This window comes from Nonomuraea sp. NPDC049486 (assembly GCF_040676925.1).
Taxonomy (GTDB): Bacteria; Actinomycetota; Actinomycetes; order Streptosporangiales; family Streptosporangiaceae; genus Nonomuraea; species Nonomuraea ferruginea.
In genome coordinates, this window is the sequence record NZ_JBFAPV010000002.1 from 349624 (window position 1) to 372033 (window position 22410).

At 72.3% G+C, this 22410-nt stretch carries 21 protein-coding genes; 14 read left to right on the forward strand and 7 right to left on the reverse strand.

The genetic code is table 11. From position 1 onward, the window contains the following. Positions 1-347 precede the first annotated feature (347 nt). On the forward strand, positions 348-635 hold the full coding sequence (locus AB0K05_RS06540) for a chorismate mutase (RefSeq protein WP_364228028.1): 288 nt from the start codon (positions 348-350) through the stop codon (positions 633-635). Positions 636-818: 183 nt separating this feature from the next. On the opposite strand, the gene AB0K05_RS06545 is transcribed toward AB0K05_RS06540, so the two are convergent. Next, positions 819-1847, reverse strand: coding sequence for an SGNH/GDSL hydrolase family protein (locus tag AB0K05_RS06545; protein WP_364227208.1), 1029 nt, complete (start codon positions 1845-1847; stop codon positions 819-821). A 184-nt stretch (positions 1848-2031) separates the two neighbouring features. Here AB0K05_RS06545 and AB0K05_RS06550 point away from each other — a divergent pair, with 184 nt between their 5' ends. Further along, complete coding sequence (locus AB0K05_RS06550; RefSeq protein ID WP_364227211.1) at positions 2032-2964, forward strand: oxidoreductase; 933 nt, start codon at positions 2032-2034, stop codon at positions 2962-2964. Here the strand turns inward: AB0K05_RS06550 and AB0K05_RS06555 are convergent. Next, entirely contained in the window at positions 2948-4336 is a 1389-nt protein-coding gene (locus AB0K05_RS06555; protein ID WP_364227214.1) for an amino acid permease, read from the reverse strand. The two genes, AB0K05_RS06550 and AB0K05_RS06555, sit on opposite strands and share 17 nt — an antisense overlap. A gap of 158 nt (positions 4337-4494) precedes the next feature. On the opposite strand from AB0K05_RS06555, the gene dnaE reads away from it, so the two are divergent. Together dnaE and AB0K05_RS06565 are read left to right on the forward strand one after the other, a co-directional pair. After that, positions 4495-8022 carry a DNA polymerase III subunit alpha gene (gene dnaE / locus AB0K05_RS06560; protein ID WP_148032653.1) on the forward strand — a complete coding sequence of 1176 codons (3528 nt, stop codon included), beginning with the start codon at positions 4495-4497 and terminating at the stop codon, positions 8020-8022. Positions 8023-8117: 95 nt separating this feature from the next. Next, positions 8118-9488: an amidase gene (locus AB0K05_RS06565; RefSeq protein ID WP_364227217.1), complete on the forward strand. Its 1371-nt coding sequence runs from the start codon at positions 8118-8120 to the stop codon at positions 9486-9488. A 5-nt stretch (positions 9489-9493) separates the two neighbouring features. On the opposite strand, the gene AB0K05_RS06570 is transcribed toward AB0K05_RS06565, so the two are convergent. Continuing rightward, complete coding sequence (locus AB0K05_RS06570; RefSeq protein WP_364227220.1) at positions 9494-10027, reverse strand: hypothetical protein; 534 nt, start codon at positions 10025-10027, stop codon at positions 9494-9496. An 83-nt stretch (positions 10028-10110) separates the two neighbouring features. Here AB0K05_RS06570 and murA point away from each other — a divergent pair, with 83 nt between their 5' ends. Both murA and AB0K05_RS06580 read left to right on the forward strand, forming a co-directional pair. After that, positions 10111-11397, forward strand: coding sequence for a UDP-N-acetylglucosamine 1-carboxyvinyltransferase (gene murA / locus AB0K05_RS06575; RefSeq protein WP_364227223.1), 1287 nt, complete (start codon positions 10111-10113; stop codon positions 11395-11397). A gap of 55 nt (positions 11398-11452) precedes the next feature. Then, positions 11453-13663, forward strand: a complete 2211-nt coding sequence (locus tag AB0K05_RS06580; RefSeq protein ID WP_364227225.1) for a transglycosylase domain-containing protein — start codon at positions 11453-11455, stop codon at positions 13661-13663. A 4-nt stretch (positions 13664-13667) separates the two neighbouring features. Here AB0K05_RS06580 and ybaK read toward each other — a convergent pair whose 3' ends face one another. Together ybaK and AB0K05_RS06590 are read right to left on the reverse strand one after the other, a co-directional pair. Further along, positions 13668-14162: a Cys-tRNA(Pro) deacylase gene (gene ybaK / locus AB0K05_RS06585; RefSeq protein WP_364227228.1), complete on the reverse strand. Its 495-nt coding sequence runs from the start codon at positions 14160-14162 to the stop codon at positions 13668-13670. Between the two features lie 18 nt (positions 14163-14180). Next, the gene (locus AB0K05_RS06590; RefSeq protein WP_364227231.1) at positions 14181-14924 is read right to left on the reverse strand and encodes a helix-turn-helix transcriptional regulator; all 744 of its coding nucleotides are present in this window, start codon (positions 14922-14924) and stop codon (positions 14181-14183) included. 58 nt (positions 14925-14982) lie between these two features. Here AB0K05_RS06590 and AB0K05_RS06595 point away from each other — a divergent pair, with 58 nt between their 5' ends. Continuing rightward, a complete protein-coding gene (locus AB0K05_RS06595) occupies positions 14983-16122 on the forward strand; it encodes an MFS transporter (RefSeq protein WP_364227234.1) in 1140 nt (379 codons plus the stop codon). Between the two features lie 12 nt (positions 16123-16134). On the opposite strand, the gene ligD is transcribed toward AB0K05_RS06595, so the two are convergent. Together ligD and AB0K05_RS06605 are read right to left on the reverse strand one after the other, a co-directional pair. Beyond that, entirely contained in the window at positions 16135-17139 is a 1005-nt protein-coding gene (gene ligD, locus AB0K05_RS06600) for a non-homologous end-joining DNA ligase (protein WP_364227237.1), read from the reverse strand. 59 nt (positions 17140-17198) lie between these two features. Then, positions 17199-17390, reverse strand: coding sequence for a hypothetical protein (locus AB0K05_RS06605; protein WP_148032647.1), 192 nt, complete (start codon positions 17388-17390; stop codon positions 17199-17201). A 226-nt stretch (positions 17391-17616) separates the two neighbouring features. Between AB0K05_RS06605 and hisD the strand changes: the two genes are divergently transcribed. From hisD to priA, 7 genes are read left to right on the forward strand one after another with little or no spacing between them, the layout of a single operon-like run. Further along, positions 17617-18924: a histidinol dehydrogenase gene (hisD, locus tag AB0K05_RS06610; RefSeq protein ID WP_364227241.1), complete on the forward strand. Its 1308-nt coding sequence runs from the start codon at positions 17617-17619 to the stop codon at positions 18922-18924. Then, the gene (locus AB0K05_RS06615; protein WP_364227244.1) at positions 18921-19991 is read left to right on the forward strand and encodes a histidinol-phosphate transaminase; all 1071 of its coding nucleotides are present in this window, start codon (positions 18921-18923) and stop codon (positions 19989-19991) included. Before hisD ends, AB0K05_RS06615 begins: the two co-directional genes overlap by 4 nt. After that, positions 19988-20581: an imidazoleglycerol-phosphate dehydratase HisB gene (hisB, locus tag AB0K05_RS06620; protein WP_148032644.1), complete on the forward strand. Its 594-nt coding sequence runs from the start codon at positions 19988-19990 to the stop codon at positions 20579-20581. The genes AB0K05_RS06615 and hisB overlap by 4 nt, the downstream gene beginning before the upstream one ends. Next, entirely contained in the window at positions 20578-20733 is a 156-nt protein-coding gene (locus tag AB0K05_RS06625) for a hypothetical protein (protein ID WP_187281249.1), read from the forward strand. Before hisB ends, AB0K05_RS06625 begins: the two co-directional genes overlap by 4 nt. Beyond that, positions 20730-21365 (forward strand): imidazole glycerol phosphate synthase subunit HisH, encoded by a 636-nt coding sequence (gene hisH / locus AB0K05_RS06630; RefSeq protein ID WP_187281248.1) that lies wholly within the window; start codon positions 20730-20732, stop codon positions 21363-21365. Before AB0K05_RS06625 ends, hisH begins: the two co-directional genes overlap by 4 nt. Continuing rightward, the gene (locus AB0K05_RS06635; RefSeq protein ID WP_148032642.1) at positions 21358-21687 is read left to right on the forward strand and encodes a hypothetical protein; all 330 of its coding nucleotides are present in this window, start codon (positions 21358-21360) and stop codon (positions 21685-21687) included. The genes hisH and AB0K05_RS06635 overlap by 8 nt, the downstream gene beginning before the upstream one ends. Then, positions 21687-22409: a bifunctional 1-(5-phosphoribosyl)-5-((5-phosphoribosylamino)methylideneamino)imidazole-4-carboxamide isomerase/phosphoribosylanthranilate isomerase PriA gene (priA, locus tag AB0K05_RS06640; protein WP_148032641.1), complete on the forward strand. Its 723-nt coding sequence runs from the start codon at positions 21687-21689 to the stop codon at positions 22407-22409. Before AB0K05_RS06635 ends, priA begins: the two co-directional genes overlap by 1 nt. Position 22410: the final 1 nt, after the last annotated feature.

A 22410-nucleotide genomic window follows, 5' to 3' on the forward strand; every position in this document is an offset into this window, starting at 1 on the left:
GCGTGGTCATCGGCGGCGCGTGGACCAGGGACATCCCGCTGGTGCGCGCGGTGGCGGGGCTGGGGCTGCCGGTGGTGGTGGAACGCCGCCGCACGGCCACCCTGGAGGAGTGGCTGGGCGTGGCCGACTACTGCGAGGCGGAGGGCGGCGTCCAGGTGATCCTGTGCGAGCACGCCGACCTGGGGCTGCTGCGCGAGGCGCGCGCCGTGTCGGGCCGCCCGGTGCTGGCGGACGTCACCGCCGACCCCGGCCTGTCGACGGCCGCCGTCGCTGCGGGCGCCGACGGCCTGATCGTGTCCGCCGACGGGCGGCACGAGGCGGAGGAGGCGGCCGCCCTCGTCGGCGCCCTGCTCCGCCCGGAGGACCCGGCCACGCTGGCCGAGTGCCGTCAGGCGATCGACCGCGTGGACGCCGCCCTGGCCACCCTCCTGGAGCGCCGCGCCGCCCTCGCGGGCCGCGTCCAGCGGCTCAAGCCGGTCGGCGGCTTCGCGGGCCGCGACCCCGGCCGCGAGCGCGCCCTGGTGGCCCGGATGGCCGAACGCGCCCCCAGCCTGGGCGAGGCCAGGCTGGCTCCCGTCATGAACGCGGTCATCGAGGCCGGCCTGCAGCTCGCGGAGGAACGCGCGACCGGATGAGCAGCCGCCCTGCCCGCTCAGACGGCCCGCGACGCTCCCGGGGGAGACCCTCGGCAGCCGAATGCCAGGAGGGGAGGACCTCCGATGGGTGATGCCGGAGGACCTCCCGTGGCGGCGACGCTGGGGGCCTCCGGGTCCGGAGGCGCTGTGAGAAGGGGGTTCCGCGGCGCGGGTGGTGCTTCCTCAGGGCGTGCTGAGGTGGAAGTTGTTCAGCGGGCGGCCGGGGCCCGTCGTGATCTGGGCGTTGATCAGTTCGGCGAAGCGGCGGTAGCCGTCGGCCGTCGGGTGGAAGCTGCGCGGATCCACGGTGAGTTGCTCCATGTCCACGATCACCCCGTTGAGGTACGGGCGCGGCCGGCCCACCTCGTGGCCGTCGAACGCCTCGTACGCGTCCACGTACTCGACGCTGCCGGGCCCGCCGAAGGCGACGATCGCCCGGTCGAACTCGTCGGCCACCTCGCGCACGACGCCGTTCAGCCGCTCGGTCATCGAGTTGAGCCAGCGCTGGTCGGCGACGCCGAGGTTGTCGATCCGCCCCGGCGGCGAGGCGGGGAACGGCCGCGGGTAGCCCAGCAGCACCACCCTCGCCTCGGGCGCGCGCGTCCTGATCTCGGCCAGCACGGCCCGCATGCTGCCGCGAAGCTCCCCGATCCGGTGCCGCACCTCGGCGTCCTGGTCGACGCAGGCCGACGACCACGGGAACTTGACGATGCACTCGGTGAGCACCGGCGCGAACCCCGCGTCGTTGCCGCCGATGCTCAGCGTCACCAGGCTCGTGCCGGCGCCGACGCGCTCGATCTGCGGCTGCTGGCCGTGCTGGCCGCGCAGCAGGTTGCCGGTGGTCGCGCCGCTGCACGCCCAGAACCCCGTCTCGCCGCCGAACGCGTGGGCGCCCGCCACGAGCGGCACGTACGAGCCGCCGGCGCGGTGGCAACGGTCGGCGCCGCCGTCCAACGGCGCCTCCCCGCGCCGGTAGACGCCCTCGCCGGACGAGTAGGAGTCGCCCAGCGCCACGTAGGCCCCGCCGAGCGCGACCTCGGCTGCGGTCAGCCTGGTCACCTGCGGGAGCCGGCCCGCCGGCTCCCCGGTCGCCGGACAGCCGGCGTCCAGCAGCGCGCACGCGAACCCCGTGTAGACACCCGCCGGCAGCCCCGCGACGGCCAGCGCCACGCCGAGCAGCACCGCCGCGACGACGCCCGCCGCCTTCCTCACCCCAGTCAGTGCGACCTCCCCCGAGACTCCGCCTTCGAGGGTAGATCAGGGGACTGCTTACGGTCACGGTCGTTTTGCGTACGTTCCGGCCCCGCGGTGATCTTCAGCCGCCCGGACTGCTAAGATTCCGGTGATCGCCTGAGCCTTCCCGGCGCGGACCACGTCCGCCGGGGAGGCTTTTTTCATGTCCGGATCCCCCTTCGACGACGTGAGGCCCCGCATGACCACGCAGACCCCCGCCGCCGGCACCTGGAAGCTCGGCGACCTGACCGTCAACCGCATCGGCTTCGGCGCGATGCGGCTCACGGGCGGCGCCGCCTTCGGCCTCGGCACGCCGAGCGACCGCGACCGCCCGATCGCCGTGCTGCGCCGCGCGATCGACCTCGGGGTCGACCACATCGACACCGCCGCGTTCTACTTCTCCTCGACGCGGTCCGCCAACGAGCTGATCAACCGGGCGCTGTCGCCTTACCCGGAGGGCCTGGTCATCGCCACCAAGGTCTGGGCGGGCAGGGACCCGTCGGGCGAGTGGATCTGGGCCACGCCAGGACAGCTGCGCGGCCAGGTGGAGGAGAACCTGCGCCAGCTCGGCCGGGACCACATGGACGTGGTGAACCTGCGCATCCCGCGGAGCCGCGCGACCGGCTCGATCGCCGAGCACTTCGGCGCGCTGGCCGAGCTCCGCGACGCCGGGCTCGTCCGCCATCTGGGCCTGTCCAACGCCACACCGGCCCAGCTGGCGGAGGCCGTGGCCATCGCGCCGGTGGTCTGCGTGCAGAACGCCTACACCGTGGGGGCGCCGGCCGCCGAGCAGGAGTTCCTGCGGGCCTGCGGCGAACAGGGCATCGCGTACGTGCCGTTCTTCGCGATCGCCGGCGCGGGGCGCGAGCGGGGAGCGGTCGCCGGGGAGCAGGAGTCCGTGCGGGCCGTCGCGCGCGCCCACGGCGCGACGCCCGCGCAGGTCCGGCTGGCCTGGACGCTGGCGCAGGGGCCGCACGTGCTGGCCATCCCCGGCACCGGGAACCCGGACCACCTCGCCGAGAACGTGGCCGCGGGGGCGCTGCGGCTGACCGGCGAGGACCTGGCACGCCTGGCCGGTGTCACTCGGCTGGACTGACCGCGGGGGAGGCCGGATCGGCCGCGGCCGCGAGGCGCTTCCTGCGGAGGCGGAGCAGGAACCACCCGGCGGCGATGCCGGCGGCGACGACCGGGAGCAGGTAGAAGGCGACCCGCTGGTCCCGGTCGGCGAACGGCATCAGGAAGACCACCAGGGCGAGGAAGGCCAGGGTGAGCCAGTTGGTGTAGGGGGTGCCGGGCATCGGGAAGGCGGAGCGGTGCCCGGTGCGCCGCAGGCGGAGCTGGCAGTAGACCAGCGTGCCCCAGGTGGTGACCACGCCCAGCGAGGCGCACGCGGTGGCGATGTTGAAGGCGCGCTCCGGCACGAAGGAGAACAGGGCGATGCCCGCCAGGAACATCGACGCGGTGAACAGCACCCCGCCGATCGGGATGCGGCGCCGGCTGAGCGCGGCGGTGAAGCCGGGCGCCTCGCCCTTGAGTCCCATCGACCGGACGATGCGGCCCGTCGCGTACAGGCCGGAGTTGCACGACGAGAGCGCGGCGGTGATCACGATGAGGTTCATGGCGTCGGCCGCCCACGGCACGCCCAGACCGGCGAACACCGTGACGAACGGGGACGTGCCGGCCTCGTAGGCGGTCCACGGCAGGACCATCGACAGCAGCAGCACCGAGCCCACGTAGAAGAGCGCGATCCGCCACACCACGCCGTTGACCGCCTTCGGCATCACCTTCTCGGGCCGGGCCGTCTCGCCCGCGGCGATGCCGACCAGCTCGATCGACGCGTACGCGAACACCACCGACTGCAGGCTCATCAGCACCAGCGGGAACCCGGTCGGGAAGAACCCGCCGTGGGCCACCGCGTTCGCCGGCGTCGCCTGGCCGACGGTGAACACCACCAGCACCAGCCCGACCACCAGGAACGTGACGATGGCCAGCACCTTCAGCAGCGCGAACCAGAACTCCAGCTCACCGAAGAGCTTCACCGACAGGAGGTTCACCACGAGCACGAAGGCCAGCGCGAGCAGCGCCGTCAGCCACTGCGGGAACGCCGGCGCCCAGTAGTGGACGTAGGTGGCGATCGCGACCAGCTCGGCGACGCCGGTGAACGCCCAGTTGAACCAGTACATCCACCCGCTGGCGAAGGCGGCCCACGGCCCGATGAACTCGTGCGCGTACACCACGAAGGAGCCCGAGGCGGGCCGGTAGAGCGCCAGCTCCCCGAGCGCCCGCATGACGAAGAACGCCGCCAGCCCCGCGGCCGCGAACGACAGCACCAGGGCCGGCCCCGCGGCGGCCAGCCGCCCGCCGGCGCCCAGGAACAGCCCCACGCCGATCGCGCCGCCGATGGCGATCATCTGCACCTGGCGGTTGCCCAGGGCGGGCCGGTATCCTTCGTCGGACTCCGTGTGCACTGAGTGTCTCCTTCGTGACTTTCCGTCACGGAGAGGGTATAGGCGCTGATCGAAGGAGAGGGGTCCGGCACGCCGTCCCCAGGCCACGCCCGGAGTGTCGGTGCGGACCACTAGAGTCGGAGCGCACACCACACGTTCAGACCGGGAGGCGCCGCTCCATGTCGTCCAGCGACTCGTTCGTCCATCTGCACGTGCACACCGAATACTCCATGCTCGACGGGGCCGCGCGGCTCAAGCAGATGTTCAAGCAGGTCGGCGAGCTGGGCATGCCGGCGATCGCGATCACCGACCACGGCAACATGCACGGCGCCTACGACTTCTACCGGCAGGCGACCGGCGCGGGCGTCAAGCCGATCATCGGCATCGAGGCCTACGTCGCCCCCGCCTCGCGCTTCAACAAGAAGCCGGTGCTGTGGGGTGAGCCGCACCAGAAGAAGGACGACGTCTCCGCGGGCGGCTACTACACCCACATGACGATCTGGGCGCGCAACAAGACCGGCCTGCACAACCTGATGCGGCTGTCCTCGCGCGCCTACACCGAGGGCTTCGTCCGCAAGTGGGCGCGGATGGACGCCGAGATCCTCGCCGAGCACGCCGACGGGCTGATGGCCACCACCGGCTGCCCCTCCGGCGAGGTGCAGACCAGGCTCAGGCTCGGCCAGTACGACGAGGCGGTCAAGGCCGCCGCCAAGTTCCAGGACATCTTCGGCAAGGACAACTTCTTCCTGGAGGTCATGGACCACGGCCTCGACATCGAGCGCCGCGTCCGCGACGGGCTGACCCGCATCAGCAAGGAGCTGGGCATCCCGCCGCTGGTCACCAACGACTCCCACTACACCTACGAGTCCGACGCCTCCTCCCACGACGCCCTGCTCTGCATCCAGACCGGCAAGCAGCTGTCCGACCCCGACCGGTTCCGGTTCGACGGCAGCGGCTACTACATCAAGACCGCCGACGAGATGCGCGCCGTCGACTCCTCCGACCTGTGGGCCGAGGGCTGCCGCAACACGCTGCTGGTGGCCGAGAAGGTCGACCCCGCCGGGTTCTTCGAGCACAAGAACCTCATGCCGACCTTCCCCGTGCCCGACGGCCTGACCGAGGAGGAGTTCTTCCGCCAGGAGGTCTGGAGAGGGCTTGAGCGCCGCTTCCCCGAGGGCGTCGACGAGGAGCACCGCGCCTGGGTCGAGAACGAGCTGCGGGTCATCGTCCAGATGGGCTTCCCGAGCTACTTCCTCGTGGTCGCCGACTTCATCATGTGGGCGAAGAACAACGGCATCCGCGTCGGCCCCGGCCGTGGCTCAGCGGCCGGCTCCCTGGTGGCGTACGCGCTCGGCATCACCGACCTCGACCCGATCCCGCACGGCCTGATCTTCGAGCGGTTCCTCAACCCCGAGCGCGTCTCCATGCCCGACGTCGACATCGACTTCGACGAGCGCAGGCGCGGCGACGTGATCCGCTACGTCACGGAGAAGTGGGGCGCCGACAAGGTCGCGATGATCGCCACGTTCGGCACCATCAAGGCCAAGGCCGCCATCAAGGACGCCGGCCGCGTCCTGGGCTACCCGTACGCCCTCGGCGACAAGGTCTCCAAGGCGTTCCCGCCCGCCGTGATGGGCAAGGACATCCCGCTGTCGGGCATCTTCGACAGCGACCACCCCCGCTACGCCGAGGCGGGCGAGCTGCGCAGGCTCTACGAGGAGGACGTCGACGTCAAGGCGACGATCGACCTCGGCAAGGGCCTGGAGGGCCTGATCAGGCAGACCGGCGTGCACGCCGCCGGCGTGATCATGTCCGCCGAGGTGCTGACCGACCACATCCCGATCATGCGCCGCGACTCCGACGGTGTGATCATCACGCAGTTCGACTACCCGACCTGCGAGACGCTCGGCCTGCTGAAGATGGACTTCCTGGGCCTGCGCAACCTCACGATCATCGACGACTGCCTGAAGATGATCGAGGCCACCACCGGCGAGCAGATCGACCTGCTGGCGCTGCCGCTCGACGACCGCAAGGCCTACGAGCTGCTGGCCCGCGGCGACACGCTGGGCATCTTCCAGCTCGACGGCGGCGGCATGCGCTCGCTGCTGCGGCTCATGCGCCCCGACAACTTCGAAGACATCTCCGCCGCCCTCGCGCTCTACCGCCCCGGCCCGATGGGCGCCAACTCCCACACCAACTACGCCCTGCGCAAGAACGGCCAGCAGGAGATCACCCCGATCCACCCTGAGCTCGAAGAGCCGCTCAAGGAGATCCTGTCCACGACCCACGGCCTGATCGTCTATCAGGAGCAGGTCATGGCCATCGCGCAGAAGGTCGCCAACTACTCGCTGGGCGGCGCCGACCTGCTGCGGCGCGCGATGGGCAAGAAGAAGAAGTCCGAGCTCGACAAGCAGTTCGTGACCTTCGAGCAGGGCATGAAGGACAACGGCTTCTCCGCCGCCGCCATCAAGGCGCTGTGGGACATCCTGCTGCCGTTCTCCGACTACGCCTTCAACAAGGCCCACACCGCCGGCTACGGCCTGGTGTCCTACTGGACGGCCTACCTCAAGGCCAACCACCCCGCCGCCTACATGGCCGCGCTGCTGTCGTCGGTCAAGGACGACAAGGACAAGTCGGCCCTCTACCTCAACGAGTGCCGCCGGATGGGCATCAAGGTGTTCCCGCCGGACGTCAACGACTCCGACTTCGACTTCACCCCGCGCGGCACCGACATCCGCTTCGGCCTGTCGGCCATCCGCAACGTGGGCGCCAACGTCGTCGACGGCATCATCAACGCGCGCAAGGAGAAGGGCCGCTTCGCCGACTTCAAGGACTTCCTGCGCAAGGTGCCGGCGCTCGTCTGCAACAAGCGCGTCATCGAGTCGCTGATCAAGGCCGGCGCGTTCGACTCGCTCGGCCATGTCCGCAAGGGCCTGGTCATGGTGCACGAACAGGCCGTCGACGCGATCATCGACATCAAGAAGAACGAGGCCATCGGCCAGGACTCGCTGTTCGGCGCGATCGAGGGCGGCGAGGACCAGACCTTCGACGTGCAGATCCCGGTGGGCGAGTGGGACAAGACCACGCTGCTGCAGTTCGAGCGGGAGATGCTCGGCCTGTACGTGTCCGACCACCCGCTGTTCGGCGTCGAGCACATCCTGGCCGCCGGGGCCGACTGCTCGATCGCGGCGCTGCAGGACGACAGCCGTCCCGACGGCCAGGTGGTCACCGTCGGCGGCATCCTGTCGGGCGTGCAGCGCAAGGTCACCAAGAAGGGCGACACGTGGGTGCTCACCCAGCTTGAGGACCTGGAGGGCGCCATCGAGGTGATGATCTTCCCGTCGGCCTACCAGCTCTGCTCGACGATCCTGGCCGAGGACGCGATCGTGTTCGTCAAGGGCCGCATCGACAAGCGTGAGGACATCGGCAAGATCATCGCGATGGAGGTGACGGCGCCCGACCTCACCCAGGAGGCCGGCGGGCCGCTGCTGGTGAGCCTGCCGCTCAACCGCTGCACCGCCCCCGTGGTGAGCAGGCTCAAGGAGATCCTGACCACCCACCCCGGCACCTCCGAGGTCCACCTCCAGGTCCACAACGGCCCCAAGACGACCGTCCTGCGGGTCGACGACCGGCTGCGGGTGGCGCCGTCACCGGCGCTGATGGGCGATCTGAAGCAGCTGCTCGGCCCGGCCTGCCTGGGGGCCTGACCCGTCCGCCGGTGGCGGAGTTCGACCAGGCCGGGGCCGCTGCCTGGGCAGACCTCGCCATCGTGGGCCGCCCCCGGGTGGGGGAGGATCACGGGGTGAGCGAACTGCACTACCTGAGCGCCACCGAGCTCAGCCATCTGATCCGTACCCGCCAGGTGAGCGCGGTCGAGGTGCTCCAGGCCCACCTCGACCGCATCGAGCAGGTCAACCCCCGGGTCAACGCCGTCGTCACCCTCGTCGCCGAACAGGCCATGGACGCCGCCAAGGCCGCCGACGCCGTCGAGCCGGTCGGCCCGCTGCACGGCGTCCCGGTCGCGCATAAGGACCTCACCGACACCGCGGGGATCCGGACCACCTACGGCTCGCCGCTGTTCGCCGGCCACGTGCCGGAGCGCGACGACCTGGTGGTGCGGCGGCTGAAGGCGGCGGGCGCGATCACCGTGGGCAAGACCAACACGCCCGAGTTCGGCACCGGCTCCCACACCGTCAACGACGTGTTCGGCCTCACCCGCAACCCGTACGACCTGACCAGGTCCGCCGGCGGCAGCAGCGGCGGCGCGGCGGCGGCGCTGGCCACCGGGATGGTGCCGCTGGCCGACGGCTCCGACATGGGCGGGTCGCTGCGCAACCCCGCGTCGTTCTGCAACGTGGCCGGGCTGCGACCCACGCCGGGGCGGGTGCCGGCGGTCTCCGAGATCGCGGCCTGGTACACGCTGTCGGTGCAGGGGCCGATGGCCAGGAACGTCGACGACCTGAGCCTGATGCTGTCGGTCATCTCCGGGTTCGACCCGCGCTCGCCGTACGCGATCAAGGAGGCGTACGCGCCCGAGCCGGAGGAGGGGGTGGCCGGGCTGCGCGTGGCGTGGAGCCCCGACCTCGGCGGGCTGCCGGTCGACGCCGCGACGGCGGCGGTCACCGCGACCGCGCCCGCGGTGTTCGAGCGGCTCGGCGCCCGCGTGGAGGAGGTCGAGCTGGACCTGGAGGACGCCGAGGTGGCCTTCCGCACCTACCGCGCGTGGTTCTACGCGCTGGCCTACGGCGAACTCGACGGGCTCGGGGCCAACACCGCGTGGAACGTCGAGCGGGGGCGCGAGGTCACCGGCGCCGACCTGGCCCGCGCCGAGCGCGCCCGCAGCCGTCTCTACCAGCGGATGGCGGACTTCTTCGACTCCTACGACGTGCTCATCGCCCCGGTCAGCCAGGTGCCGCCGTTCCCTGCGGAGGAGCCGTACGTGCGCGCGATCGACGGCGTGGAGCTGCCCGACTACCTGGCGTGGATGCGGTCCGCCTACTGGGTCAGCGTGATGCACGCCCCGGCCGCGTCCGTCCCCGCCGGGTTCACGCCGTCGGGGCTGCCGGTGGGGGTCCAGATCATCGGCCGTCCCTTCGCCGACGCCCGCGTCCTGCGGGTGGCCCGCGCCTTCGAACAGGCCACCGGCCACGCCTCGCACCACCCGCCCCTCTGACGGCCTCAGCCGGGCGGGGGAGGGCCGTCCCCGGTGGGCGGGTGGGGCTTGCGGAGGGGGGACTCGCGGTAGCCGTGCATGCCCTCCAGGAACCCGAAGAGCCCCACCGCGAGCATCGGCCACGACACCAGGACGCCCTTGGCCGTCAGATCCAGCGGGCCGGGGACGAACGTGACGCCGGGGAAGGCCGAGGCCTCGACGGTGACGACGCCCACGGTGACGGTCGTGCCGATCCACCAGGCGGCCAGGGCGCCCGCGGCCCCGCCCAGGCAGAGCCCCAGGAGGACCGGGAGCTGGACGCGGCGGCTGAGGAACCAGGCCAGCGCCCCGCACGCCAGCCCCAGCCCGCCGGTGATCGTGGCGAACCAGCCGTCCGCCGCGATGAGCGCCTGCGTGGACGGGTCCGCCAGCGTCGGCGCCTGGTCGAAGACCCGGTACGGAGGCCGCGGCGACAGGGCGGACCACAGAAGGCCGGCGGGAAGCCCGAGGGCGGCGAGTGCGAGGACAGTGATCGCGAACGCGCGTACTTCCCTCGTCACGCCACGCCCCTTCAATCGCCGGCAGGACCAGATCGATGGTATCTCCCGGTTAGGCTCACTTCGTGATTGAAGAGAAGGTCTGGGTGATAGAACCCTCTGGCCCGCTTCGCGGCGATGTCGTGGTGCGCGGGTCGAAGAACGGGGTCTCCAAGCACATGGTCGCCGCCATGCTCGGCGGCGGCGAGAGCACCATCCACAACGCCCCCGAGGTGGGCGAGGTCGGCATCACCGCCGCCATGCTGGAGGCGCTCGGCATCCACGTCGAGATCAGCAAGACGGAGATCCGCATCGGCCGGGGCCAGGAGATCAGGCCGCGGGTGCCCGACGCGTTCACCGGGCTGAACCGCATCCCGATCCTCATGCTGGGCCCGCTGCTGCACCTGGCGGGGGAGGCGTTCGTGCCGCTGGTCGGCGGTGACCCGATCGGGCGGCGGCCGATCAACTTCCACGTGGAGGCGCTGCGCGCGATGGGCGCCGAGGTGGAGGTCGGTGACACCGGCGTGTTCGCCAAGGCGGGACGGCTCCACGGCACCCGCCTGGAGCTGCCGTACCCGAGCGTGGGCGCGACCGAGACGATCCTCATGTCCGCGGTCCTGGCCGAGGGCAAGACCGTGCTGAAGAACGCGGCCACCGAGCCCGAGGTGGTGGAGCTGGCGCTGTTCCTGCAGCGGATGGGCGCCATGATCGAGCTGTCGCCGGACCGCCGGATCGTCATCGAGGGCGTGGAGCGGCTGCGCGGCGCCTCGACCTGGCTGGCCGGCGACCGCATCGAGGCGTTCTCGTACCTCGCGGCGGGGCTGATCACCGGCGGCGAGGTGCGCGTGCACGGCTGCCCGCAGGACCGGCTGGTCACCGCGATCACCACGCTGGCCAGGATGGGCGCCCGGTTCGACATCAACGACGAGTACCTGTGCGCCACCGCGCCGCCGGAAGGGCTGCGGGCGGCGGCCGTGCAGACCGACACCCATCCGGGGTTCATGACCGACTGGCAGACGCCGCTCATGGTGCTGTTCACGCAGAGCCAGGGGATGTCGGTGCTGCACGAGACGGTGTTCGAGAACCGTCTGGTGTACGTGCCGGCGCTGAAGAGCATGGGCTGCGAGATCGAGGTGTTCGACCAGTGCCTCGGCGGCCCCGCCTGCCGCTACCACGACACCAACGCGCGCCACTCGGCCGTCGTGCGCGGGGTGTCCCAGCTGCGGGGCGCCGACGTGACGCTGCCCGACATCCGGGCCGGGTTCTCCGCGGTGCTGGCAGCAGCCGTGGCCGACGGGCGCTCGACGCTGCGCGGCGTGCACCACATCGAGCGCGGCTACCACCACCCGTTCGAGCAGTTCCAGTCACTTGGTCTGAACATCAGCAGAGGTTAGTAAAGAGACAGGAATCGGGCGTTTGCCGGGGATCGGGCGGTCGCACATCAATGTCGTGACTGTCCGCACATCCATCGCCACGCTCGGCATGGTGGGCGCCCTCGGCGGGGTGCTGGTCGCGGCGTTCGCCGCGCCCGTCGTCGCCGGGGCGGGCCTGGCCGCGAAGGGCACCGCCGACACCTTCACGCACCTGCCGCCGGCGCCGCGCGAGGAGCCGCTCAGCGAGGTGACGCGGCTGGTGGACGTGAGCGGGCACACCTTCGCCCAGTTCTACCAGGCCAACCGGACCACGGTACGGCTGGACCAGGTGGCGCCGGTGATGCGGCAGGCCATCGTGGCGATCGAGGACGCCCGCTTCTACGAGCACGGCGGCATGGACGTCATCGGCACGCTCCGGGCGCTCATCGCCAACACCCGGGCGGGCTCCATCAAGCAGGGCGGTTCCTCGCTCACCCAGCAGCTGGTGAAGAACATCCTGGTGGAGAGCGCCAAGACCGAGGAGGAACGGGACCGGGCCCGCGCCCCCAGCGTCTCCCGCAAGATCCACGAGCTGCGGCTGGCGCTGGCGATGGAACGCAAGTACCGCAAGGGCGAAATCCTGGAGAAGTACCTGAACATCGCCTACTTCGGCGCCGGCGCGCACGGCGTCGAGGCGGCGGCCAGGCGCTTCTTCTCCACCTCGGCCGCCGAGCTGACCCTCACCGAGGCGGCCACCCTGGCCGGGGCAGTGCGCACCCCGTACTCGACCGACCCGTCCATCGGCCGCGCACAGCGCGCGCGCCTCAAGGAACGCCGCGACCTGGTCCTCGACCGCATGGCGGGACTCAAGCTGATCACCCGCGAACAGGCGTCCGAGGCCAAGGCGAGCCCGCTCGGGCTGAAGCTCAAGCCCGAGCCCGGCGGCTGCTCGCAGAGCGAGCACCCGTACTTCTGCATGTACGTGCACCGCGAGCTGCTGACGAACGAGGTCTTCGGCAGCACGGCGGCGGTACGGCGGGCCCGCATGGAACGCGGCGGGCTGGTGATCAGGACCAGCCTGAACCCGAAGGCGCAGAAGGCCGCGGAGCGGGCCATCAGGGAACGGGTGAACCCCGACGACACCGAGGTGGCCGCCGAGGCGATGGTGGAGCCCGGCACCGGCTGGATCCGGGCGATGGCCGCCAGCAAGAAGGTCGGGCCGGGCAAGAAGGGCGGCGCGCGCACCACCTACAACCTGGTCGCCGACGTCCGGCACGGCGGCGGGCAGGGGCTGCAGGCGGGCTCCACGTTCAAGGTGTTCACGCTGGCCACCGCGCTCAAGGAGGGCTGGCGGTTCGGCGACGGGTTCGACACCCCGGGGTCGCTGGTGCCCTCGAAGGGTTACCGGGACTGCGCGGGCAAGCCGGTCAACGACCCGTCGGCGCAGGTGTTCAACGCCGGCGGCGAGGGCAGCGACGGCGGCCCGCACAGCCTGGAGACCGGCACCTGGAAGTCGGTCAACATCTTCTACATGATGCTGGAGCGCAAGGTCGGCCTGTGCGACGTGGTCAAGACCGCCAGGGAGCTCGGCGTCGTCAGGGCCGACGGGCGGCCGCTGCGCGAGGTGCCGACGTTCACGCTGGGCGTCAACGAGATGGACCCGCTCACGGTCGCCGCCTCGTTCGCCGCGCTCGGGGCCCGCGGCCGGTACTGCCGCCCGCTGGCCATCGTGGAGATCGCCGACAGGAACGACCGGCGCACCCGCGTGCGGCCCGACTGCCACCAGGCGATCGAGCGGCCCGTCGCCGACGCGGTCAGCCACGTGCTGACCGGCGTGTTCGACAAGGGCACGATGCGCGGCCAGGACCCCGGCATGCCCGCCGCCGGCAAGACCGGCACCAACAACGGCTACACCTCGGCCTGGTTCGCCGGCTACACGCCCCGGCTCGCCGCCGCGGTCAGCGTCGGCGACATCCGCGGCTCCTACCGCCACCCGCTGAGGAACGTGGAGATCGGCGGCCAGTACTACGGCTCGGTGCAGGGCGCCTCGCTGCCGGGGCCGATCTGGGTGGACTCGATGCGGCGGGCGCTGCGGGGCGAGGAGAACCGGGGCTTCCACGGCCCCGACATGTCGCGCTTCGGCGGCGGTCACACGCCGGGCCTGGAAGAGGCGCTGGCGGAGGAGCGGGGGGAGACGCGCGAGAGGGGCGACCGCCGCGGCCGCGACCACCCGATCTCCAAGCGGCACCGCAAGATCATCGAATGGCTGCTCGGCGAGCGGCGGCACCCGCCGCGCAACCGGTGGTGAGGCGTCAGGCGGGCTTGCCGATGGGCGCCGTCACGGCCCCGGTCAGCTCGATCAGGCGGGCCGGCGCGGTCTCGATCTGCAGCCCGCGCTTGCCGGCCGAGAAGTAGACCGTCTCGAACTCCAGCGCCGAGGAGTCGACCACGGTCGGCAGCCGCTTGCGCTGCCCGAGCGGGCTGATGCCGCCCACCACGTAGCCCGTCACCCGCTCCACCTTGGCCGCGTCGGCCATCGCCGCGCGCTTGCCGCCGAGCGCCGAGGCCAGCGCCTTGAGGTCGAGCTTGCCCGCCACCGGCACCACCGCGACGGCCAGGCCGCCCTCTGTCTCGGCCACCAGGGTCTTGAAGATCCGCTCGTAGGGGACGCCGAGCGCGTCGGCGGCCTCCTCGCCATAGGCCTGCGCGGCGGGGTCGTGATCGTACGGGTGGAGCGTGAACTCCGCCTTGGCCCGCTCCAGCGCGACGGTGGCGGGGGTGCCGCCCTTGGTCTTCGACTTGCCCACAGGACGAGTGTAGCGAATCTACAATGTAAAGGCGCGGCCGGGGGTGTACCCGAGCGCCCGCCGGAACGCGTCGATGAAGGCGCTCGCCGACGACCAGCCGCACCGGTGCGCCACCTGGGTGACGGTGCCGCCCTCGGCCAGGAGCAGCAGCGCGTGGTGCAGCCTGAGCTGGGTGCGCCACTGCGGGAACGTCATGCCGAGCTCGGCCCGGCAGAGCCTGGCCAGGGTCCGGTCGCTGGTGCCCGCGTCGGCGGCGTGCCGGGCGAGCGTCCGCGGGTCCGCCGGGTCGGCGTGCAGCGCGGCGCAGACGGCCGCCAGGCGCGGGTCGCGCGGCGTGGGCAGGTGCAGCGGCTGCTCGGGGGAGCGGCGCAACCGGTCGAGCAGCACGGCGAGCAGCCGCCCGCGCTCCCCGCCGTCCGGGCCCGCCTGTGCCGCCTCGCCGGTGTAGGCGATGATCAGCTCGCGGAGCAGCGGGCCGACGGCGAGGACGGCGGGGCGGCCCAGGCCCAGCGGGTTGGCGGTGAGGCCGACCAGCCGCACCTCGGTGGCGCCGTGGGCGCGGTGCTCGTGCACGGTGCCCGCCGGGATCCAGATGGCGCGGTTGGCCGGGGCGACCCAGGTGCCGGCGCCGGTGGTGACGGAGAGGACGCCGTGGCGGGCGTAGACGATCTGGTGGGTGTCGTGGCGGTGGGCGTCGATGCCGCTGCCCGGCTCCAGGGGGCGGAGGCCGGTGGGCGCCTGCGGCAGATGGCGGATTTCCATGACAAGTTGGCACTTTATCGGAAGCGCGCCATCCCAGGCCCCGGCGATGATCGGGGGCGTGCGGGCGAACAAGGTGGGGATGCTGGCGGCCGGCCACGCCGGGGTGGACGTCTACCAGGGGGCGGTGCCCGCGCTGGTGCCGTTCCTGGTGGCCGAGCGCGGTTACGGGTACGTGGCGGTGTCGGGCGTGGTGCTGGCCGCGACGTTGCTGTCGTCGGTGGTGCAGCCGGTGTTCGGGGCGCTGGCGGACCGGTGGCGGATGCCGTGGCTGATCCCGGCCAGCATGGTGACGGCGGGGCTCGGGGTGGCGCTGAGCGGGGTGACGGACTCGTACGCGCTGACCTGGCTGGCGGTGGCGCTGTCGGGGCTGGGCGTGGCCGCGTACCACCCGGAGTCGGCGCGGCTGGCGAGGATCGCCAGCGCGGGCAGCCACGTGCGGATGAGCTGGTTCTCGCTGGGCGGGACGCTGGGGTTCGCGTCGGCGCCGGTGCTGGTGACGCCGCTGCTGGCGGTGGGCGGACTGGGCGCCTCGCCGTGGCTGGTGGTGCCGGGGGTGGTGGGCGCGCTGGTGACGCTGCCGGTGATCCGGGCGCTGTCGGGGCGCGGTGCGGCGCGCGGCGCGGCGGCGGAGGCGTCGGGGCGCGACGACTGGGCGTCGTTCGCCCGGCTGACGCTGGTGATCGTCTTCCGGTCGGTGGTGTACGTGGGGCTGAGCGCCTTCGTGGCCCTGTACGCCGGGGGCGGGGCGGCGGGGGCGGTGGCGCTGTTCGTGCTGTTCGGGGGCGGGGCCGTGGGCACGGTGCTGGGCGGCAGGCTGGCCGCGCGGTGGGGCCGGGTGCGGGCGATGCGGGCGGCGTACGCGGCGAGCGTCCCGGCGGTGGCCGGGGTGGTGCTGGCGCCGGGGCCGCTGATGTACGTGTTCGTCGCGGCGGCGGCGATCACCCTGTACGCGCCGTTCTCGCTGCACGTGACGCTGGGCCAGGACTATCTGCCGCGGCGGGTGGGCACGGCGGGCGGGGTGACGCTGGGGCTGGCGGTGAGCGCGGGCGGGCTGGCCAGCCCGCTGGTCGGCTGGGTGGCGGAGACGGCGTCGCTGCGGGTGGCGCTGGGCTGCCTGGCGCTGGTCGCGATACCGGCCTGGCTGCTGTCGCGCACGCTGGCGGAGCCGTCCAGGCCCGCCGTCACGAGCGAGACCTGACGGCCGCCGCGGTCAGCCGACGGCGGAGGCGCCGCCCGGCGAGCCGGGGCCGATCAGGCGGACCTCGCCCGGCCGCCGGTCGGGGCGCAGGCCGCGCCAGGAAGGGTGGCGCAGCCGGTGGTCGCCGGTCACCTCGGCGTACTGGACCTCGCCGACCATGACGGGCCGCACCCAGTGGGCGCCGCGGGCGTGCTCGCGCGGGACCGGTTCGGCGAAGGGCGGGTCGTCCTGCTCCAGCGGGGCCAGGCGCCGGCGCAGGTCGCCCAGCATGGCCTCGGTGAAGCCGGTGCCGACGTGCCCGATGAACAGCAGGCGCCCGGCGTCGTCGTACGAGCCGAGCAGCAGGGAGCCGATGGTGCCTGAGCGCCGCCCGGAGCCGGGCTTCCAGCCGCCGATGACGACCTCGACGGCGCTGACGTTCTTGACCTTGGTCCACTCTCCGGTCCGCCTGCCGGGCCGGTAGGGGGAGGCGAGCCGCTTGCAGACGACGCCTTCGAGGCCGAGGCGGCGGGAGGAGGCGAAGGCGTCCTCGGCGTGGTCGTGGAAGCGGACGGGCACCTGCCAGCGGTAGCCGGGGGTGAAGACGGTCTCCAGCAGCTCGCGGCGTTCGGTGTAGGGCAGCTGGATGACGGGGTCGTCGTCGAGGTGCAGCAGGTCGAAGGCCATGAAGGTCACGGGCACGGTGCGGGCGAGCTCGGCGACGCTGACCGGGTTGCGCTGGTGCATGCGCGGCTGGAGCGCGCCGAAGCTGGGGCGGCCGGCCTCGTCGAAGGCGACGATCTCGCCGTCGACGACGGCCTGGCGGCGTCCGGTGGCGCCGGCCATGAGCTGGAGCTCGGGGTAGGCGGAGGTGATGTCCTTGGCGTTGCGCGACATCAGCCGGACGGTGCCGCCGGCGATGTAGGCGATCGCGCGGACGCCGTCCCATTTCATCTCGACGGCCCATTCGTCCTGGTCGGCGGAGGGCAGCGCGCCGGCCTGGGCCAGCATCGGCGCATAGGTGGGCAGCGGCGCCATGACCGGTGCCATACCCCGGCTGGGTCGTGGACGTAACCCGAAATAACCTGACAGTTCGGTCAAGCCGGGGCGTGGCCGTCCTCGACGAGCTGGCCCAGGTCGACCCCGTGCAGGGCGAGCTCGGTCACGCTGGCGCAGTATCCCTGCAGGTAGAGGCGGCCGCCGATGTCGTGTGAGATGCGGAGGAGCGGCCGGTCGTCGAGCACGATGGCCTCCACCACGATGCCGCCCGGGGCACGCCAGATCGCCATGCCAGGATCGTACAAAGGTGTAGGTAAAGCACAAGTAATGACAAAGTAGACATAAAGTCCGATGGCCGGAGGGAAAGGCTCGTCAAAGGGCGGGTGTGTCAGTTCCCTCGGATCATGGGGAGGCGTCAGCGCCGAGTTTCACCCGGCCGTCCCTCTTGGGCTCGCCCGGAGTGTCCGCATGCTGGACGGAAGCGGATTCAGGGGTTGGACTCCGTAGACTGTGGGGGTGATTTCCCGTATCGACATGCGCGGGTCCCTTCCTGCGGACCTGCGCGACGTGCTGCCCCGCGCCGAGCTCGACGTCGAGGCCGCCCTGGAGAAGGTGCGGCCCATCTGCGAGGACGTGCGCCATCGCGGGGCGGCAGCCGTACGGGAGCTGACCGCCAGGTTCGACGGTGTCGAGATCTCCACCACCCGGGTGCCCGCCGAGGCGATCGCCGGGGCACTCGCCGGGCTCGACCCGAAGGTCAGGGCCGCGCTGGAGGAGTCCATCCGCCGCGCCAGGCTGGTCCACCGCGACCAGCGCCGCACCGAGGTCACCACCCAGGTGGTGCCCGGCGGCACCGTCACCGAGCGGTGGGTGCCGGTCGACCGCGTGGGCCTCTACGTGCCCGGCGGGCGCGCCGTCTACCCGTCGTCGGTGGTGATGAACGTCGTCCCGGCGCAGGAGGCCGGGGTGCCCTCGCTGGCGGTGACCAGTCCCGCCCAGCGGGAGTTCGGCGGCCTGCCGCACCCGTCGATCCTGGCCGCCTGCGCGCTGCTCGGCGTCGACGAGGTCTACGCCGCCGGCGGCGCCCAGGCCGTGGCCATGTTCGCCTACGGCACCGAGGAGTGCCCGCCCGCCACCATGGTCACGGGCCCCGGCAACATCTGGGTGGCCGCGGCCAAGCGGCTGCTCAAGGGCCGCATCGGCATCGACAGCGAGGCCGGCCCCACCGAGATCGCGATCCTGGCCGACGCCACCGCCGACCCGGTGCACGTCGCCGCCGACCTGATCAGCCAGGCCGAGCACGACGTCATCGCCGCCGCGGTCCTCGTCACCGACAGCGAGGAGCTGGCCGAGGGCGTGGAGAAGGAGCTGCCCGCCCAGGTGGCCGCCACCCGCCACAGCGAGCGCATCGCCGAGGCGCTGCGCGGCCGCCAGTCCGCGATCGTGCTGGTCGACGACCTCGACGCCGGTCTGAAGGTGGTCGACGCCTACGCGGCCGAGCACCTGGAGATCCAGACCGCAGACGCCGCCGCCGTGGCCGCCCGGGTACGCAACGCCGGCGCGGTCTTCGTCGGCCCGTACGCCCCGGTCTCGCTGGGCGACTACCTCGCGGGGTCCAACCACGTGCTGCCCACCGGCGGCTGCGCCTGCCACTCCGGCGGGCTGTCGGTGCAGACGTTCCTGCGCGGCATCCACGTCGTCGACTACACCCGTGAGGCCCTGGCCGAGGCGGCCGCCCACGTGTCGGTGCTGGCCGACGCCGAGGACCTGCCCGCCCACGGCGCCGCGATCCGCGCCCGCTTCGACTGGCAGGTGCCGTCATGAACCTGGACGACCTGCCCATCCGCGACGACCTGCGCGGCAAGAGCCCCTACGGGGCGCCGCAGATCGACGTCCCCGTGCGGCTCAACACCAACGAGAACCCGCATCCTCCGTCCGCCGAGCTGGTCGCCGACCTGGCCGAGGCGGTCGGCAGGGTCTCGGGCGAGCTCAACCGCTACCCCGACAGAGACGCCGTCGAGCTGCGCGCCGCGCTGGCCGACTACCTGGGCCACGGCCTGACCACCGAGCAGGTGTGGGCGGCCAACGGCTCCAACGAGATCATCCAGCAGATCCTGCAGGCGTTCGGCGGCCACGGCCGCAGCGCGCTGGGGTTCGAGCCTTCCTACTCGATGCACCCGATCATCACGACCGGCACCAGCACCGAGTGGATCCACGCCGCCCGCGAGGAGGACTTCTCGCTCGACCCGGGCAAGGTCGTGGCGGCGATCGGCGAGCACCGGCCCGACGTCGTGTTCGTGGCCTCGCCCAACAACCCGACCGGCACCGCCCAGCCGCTGGAGACGATCGAGGCGATCCTGGACGCGGCGCCCGGCATGGTCGTGGTCGACGAGGCCTACGCCGAGTTCGCCCGCGAGGGCACGCCGTCGGCGCTCACCCTGCTGCCGCGCCACCCCAGGCTGATCGTCACCCGCACCATGTCCAAGGCGTTCGCCATGGCCGGCACCCGGCTGGGCTACCTGGCCGCCCACCCCGCCGTGGTGGAGGCGCTGCTGCTGGTGCGGCTGCCGTACCATCTGTCGACGCTCACCCAGACGGCGGCGCTGGTGGCGCTGCGCCACCGCGCGGAGCTGCTGGGCACCGTCGACGCGCTGCGGCGGGAGCGTGACGCTACGGTTGACTGGCTGCGGTCCAAGGGGCTGGCGGTCGCCGACTCCGACGCCAACTTCGTGCTGTTCGGGCGCTTCCCCGACCGGCGCGCGGTGTGGGAGGGGCTGCTGGCGAGGGGCGTGCTCATCCGCGAGGTGGGCCCGCCCGAATGGCTGAGGGTGTCGATCGGCACCGGTGAGGAGATGGCGGCGTTCCGCGCCGCCATGGAGGGAGTTCTGTGAGTCGCGTAGGCCGCGTCGAGCGCACGACGAAGGAGACGTCCGTCCTGGTCGAGGTCAACCTCGACGGCACGGGCGCCGTGGACGTGTCCACCGGGGTCGGCTTCTTCGACCACATGCTGGCGCAGATCGGCAAGCACGGGCTGATCGACCTGACCGTCAAGACCGAGGGCGACCTGCACATCGACTCCCACCACACGATCGAGGACACCGCGCTCGCGCTGGGCGCCGCGCTCCGCGAGGCGCTGGGCGACAAGTCGGGCATCAGGCGGTTCGGTAGCGCGTCGTGCCCGCTCGACGAGGCGCTCGCCGAGGTCACCGTCGACCTGTCCGGCCGCCCCTACCTGGTCCACTCCGAGCCCGAGGGCATGGCCCCGATGATCGGCCCCGACTACGACACCACGATGACGCGCCACATCCTGGAGTCGATCGTCGCCCAGGCCGCCATCTGCCTGCACGTCCGCGTCCCGTACGGCCGCAACGCCCACCACATCGTGGAGGCGCAGTTCAAGGCGCTGGCCAGGGCGCTGCGCGCGGCGTCGGAGCGTGACCCGCGGTCGACCGGGGTGCCGAGCACCAAGGGCGTGCTATGACCGAAAACGCGATCGCCGTCATCATGGTGTTCCTGGGCCTGTTCCTCATCGGCGGCGTGGTCTCGCTGATCAAGCAGGGCATGAAGGTCGGGGCCGCCGTGTGCGGGCTGGGCGCGGCGATGGCACTGTTCGCGGGGGTGATGTGGTGGTGAGCAAGAACGTCGTGGTGCTCGACTACGGGTCCGGCAACCTCCGCTCGGCCGAGCGGGCGCTGGCCAGGGTCGGCGCCGATGTGACCGTCACCTCCGACTTCGACGCCGCGCTGGAGTGCGACGGCCTGGTGGTGCCGGGCGTCGGCGCGTTCGCCGCCTGCATGGCCGGTCTCAAAGGCGTGCGCGGCGACCAGATCGTCGGCAGGAGGCTGGCCGGCGGCCGGCCGGTGCTGGGCATCTGCGTCGGCATGCAGATCCTGTTCGCCCGCGGCGTCGAGCACGGCGTGCAGACCGCCGGCTGCGACGAGTGGCCCGGCACGGTCGAGCGGCTCGACGCGCCGGTGCTGCCGCACATGGGCTGGAACACCGTCAAGGCGCCGGCGGGCAGCGTGCTGTTCGCCGGGATCGACCCCGCCACCCGCTTCTACTTCGTGCACTCCTACGGGGTGCGCGAGTGGGAGCTGCGCACCGGCGACGGCTTCGCCGAGCCGGTGGTCACCTGGGCCGAGCACGGCGTGCCGTTCGTGGCCGCGGTCGAGAACGGCCCGCTGATGGCCACCCAGTTCCACCCGGAGAAGTCCGGCGACGCCGGCGCCGCGCTGCTGAGCAACTGGCTCGGCACCCTTGAGTAAGGAGCGGGCGCGCCGCCGCGCCGAGCGCGAGGCCGCGCGGGCGCGGGCCATCCGCCTCAACGAGGAGCGTCAGGCCCGCCGCGCCCGTCGCAGGGCGGCACTGGCCCGCCTGGTGCCGCGCCCGGTCCGGGTCGCGCGGCAGGGCGGGCTGCTGGCCCGCCGCCACCGCGCCCAGAACGCCGCGGTCGCGCTGGGCTTCCTCCTCGTGCAGGTGCTGGCCTGGCTGATGTGGGGCTCGCCGCTGGTGACCTTCGGCGTGTTCGTCTGCTCCCTGCTCCTGCTCCCCGTACTCGTCACACTCGCTTTCGACCGGAGGACCTGATGTCGCTCGTTTTGCTCCCCGCCGTGGACGTCGCGTACGGCGAGGCCGTACGCCTCGTCCAGGGTGAGGCCGGGACCGAGACCGGCTACGGCGAGCCGCTGGCCGCCGCGCTGGCCTGGCAGGAGGCGGGCGCGGAGTGGATCCATCTGGTCGACCTGGACGCGGCCTTCGGCCGCGGCTCCAACCGCGAGCTGATCACCGACCTGATCGGCCGGCTGGACGTGAACGTGGAGCTGTCGGGCGGCATCCGCGACGACGAGTCGCTGGCGGCGGCGCTGGCCACCGGCTGCCGCCGGGTCAACATCGGCACGGCCGCGCTGGAGAACCCCGAGTGGTGCCGCAAGATCATCGCCGAGCACGGCGACAAGATCGCGGTCGGCCTGGACGTGCGCGGCACCACGCTCGCCGCCCGCGGCTGGACCGAGGACGCCGGCGACCTGTGGGAGGTGTTCGACCGGCTGGAGGCCGACGGCTGCCCCCGCTACGTGGTCACCGACGTGACCAAGGACGGCACGCTCAAGGGCCCCAACCTCGACCTGCTGAAGCAGGTCTGCGCACGCACCGACAGGCCCGTCGTGGCCAGCGGCGGCATCTCCTCGCTCGACGACCTGTCCGCACTGGCTTCTCTCGTCCCCGACGGCGTGGAAGGTGCCATCGTGGGAAGGGCCCTGTACGCCCAGGCGTTCACGCTGGAGAGCGCACTGGCCACTGTCCGCAGTTAGA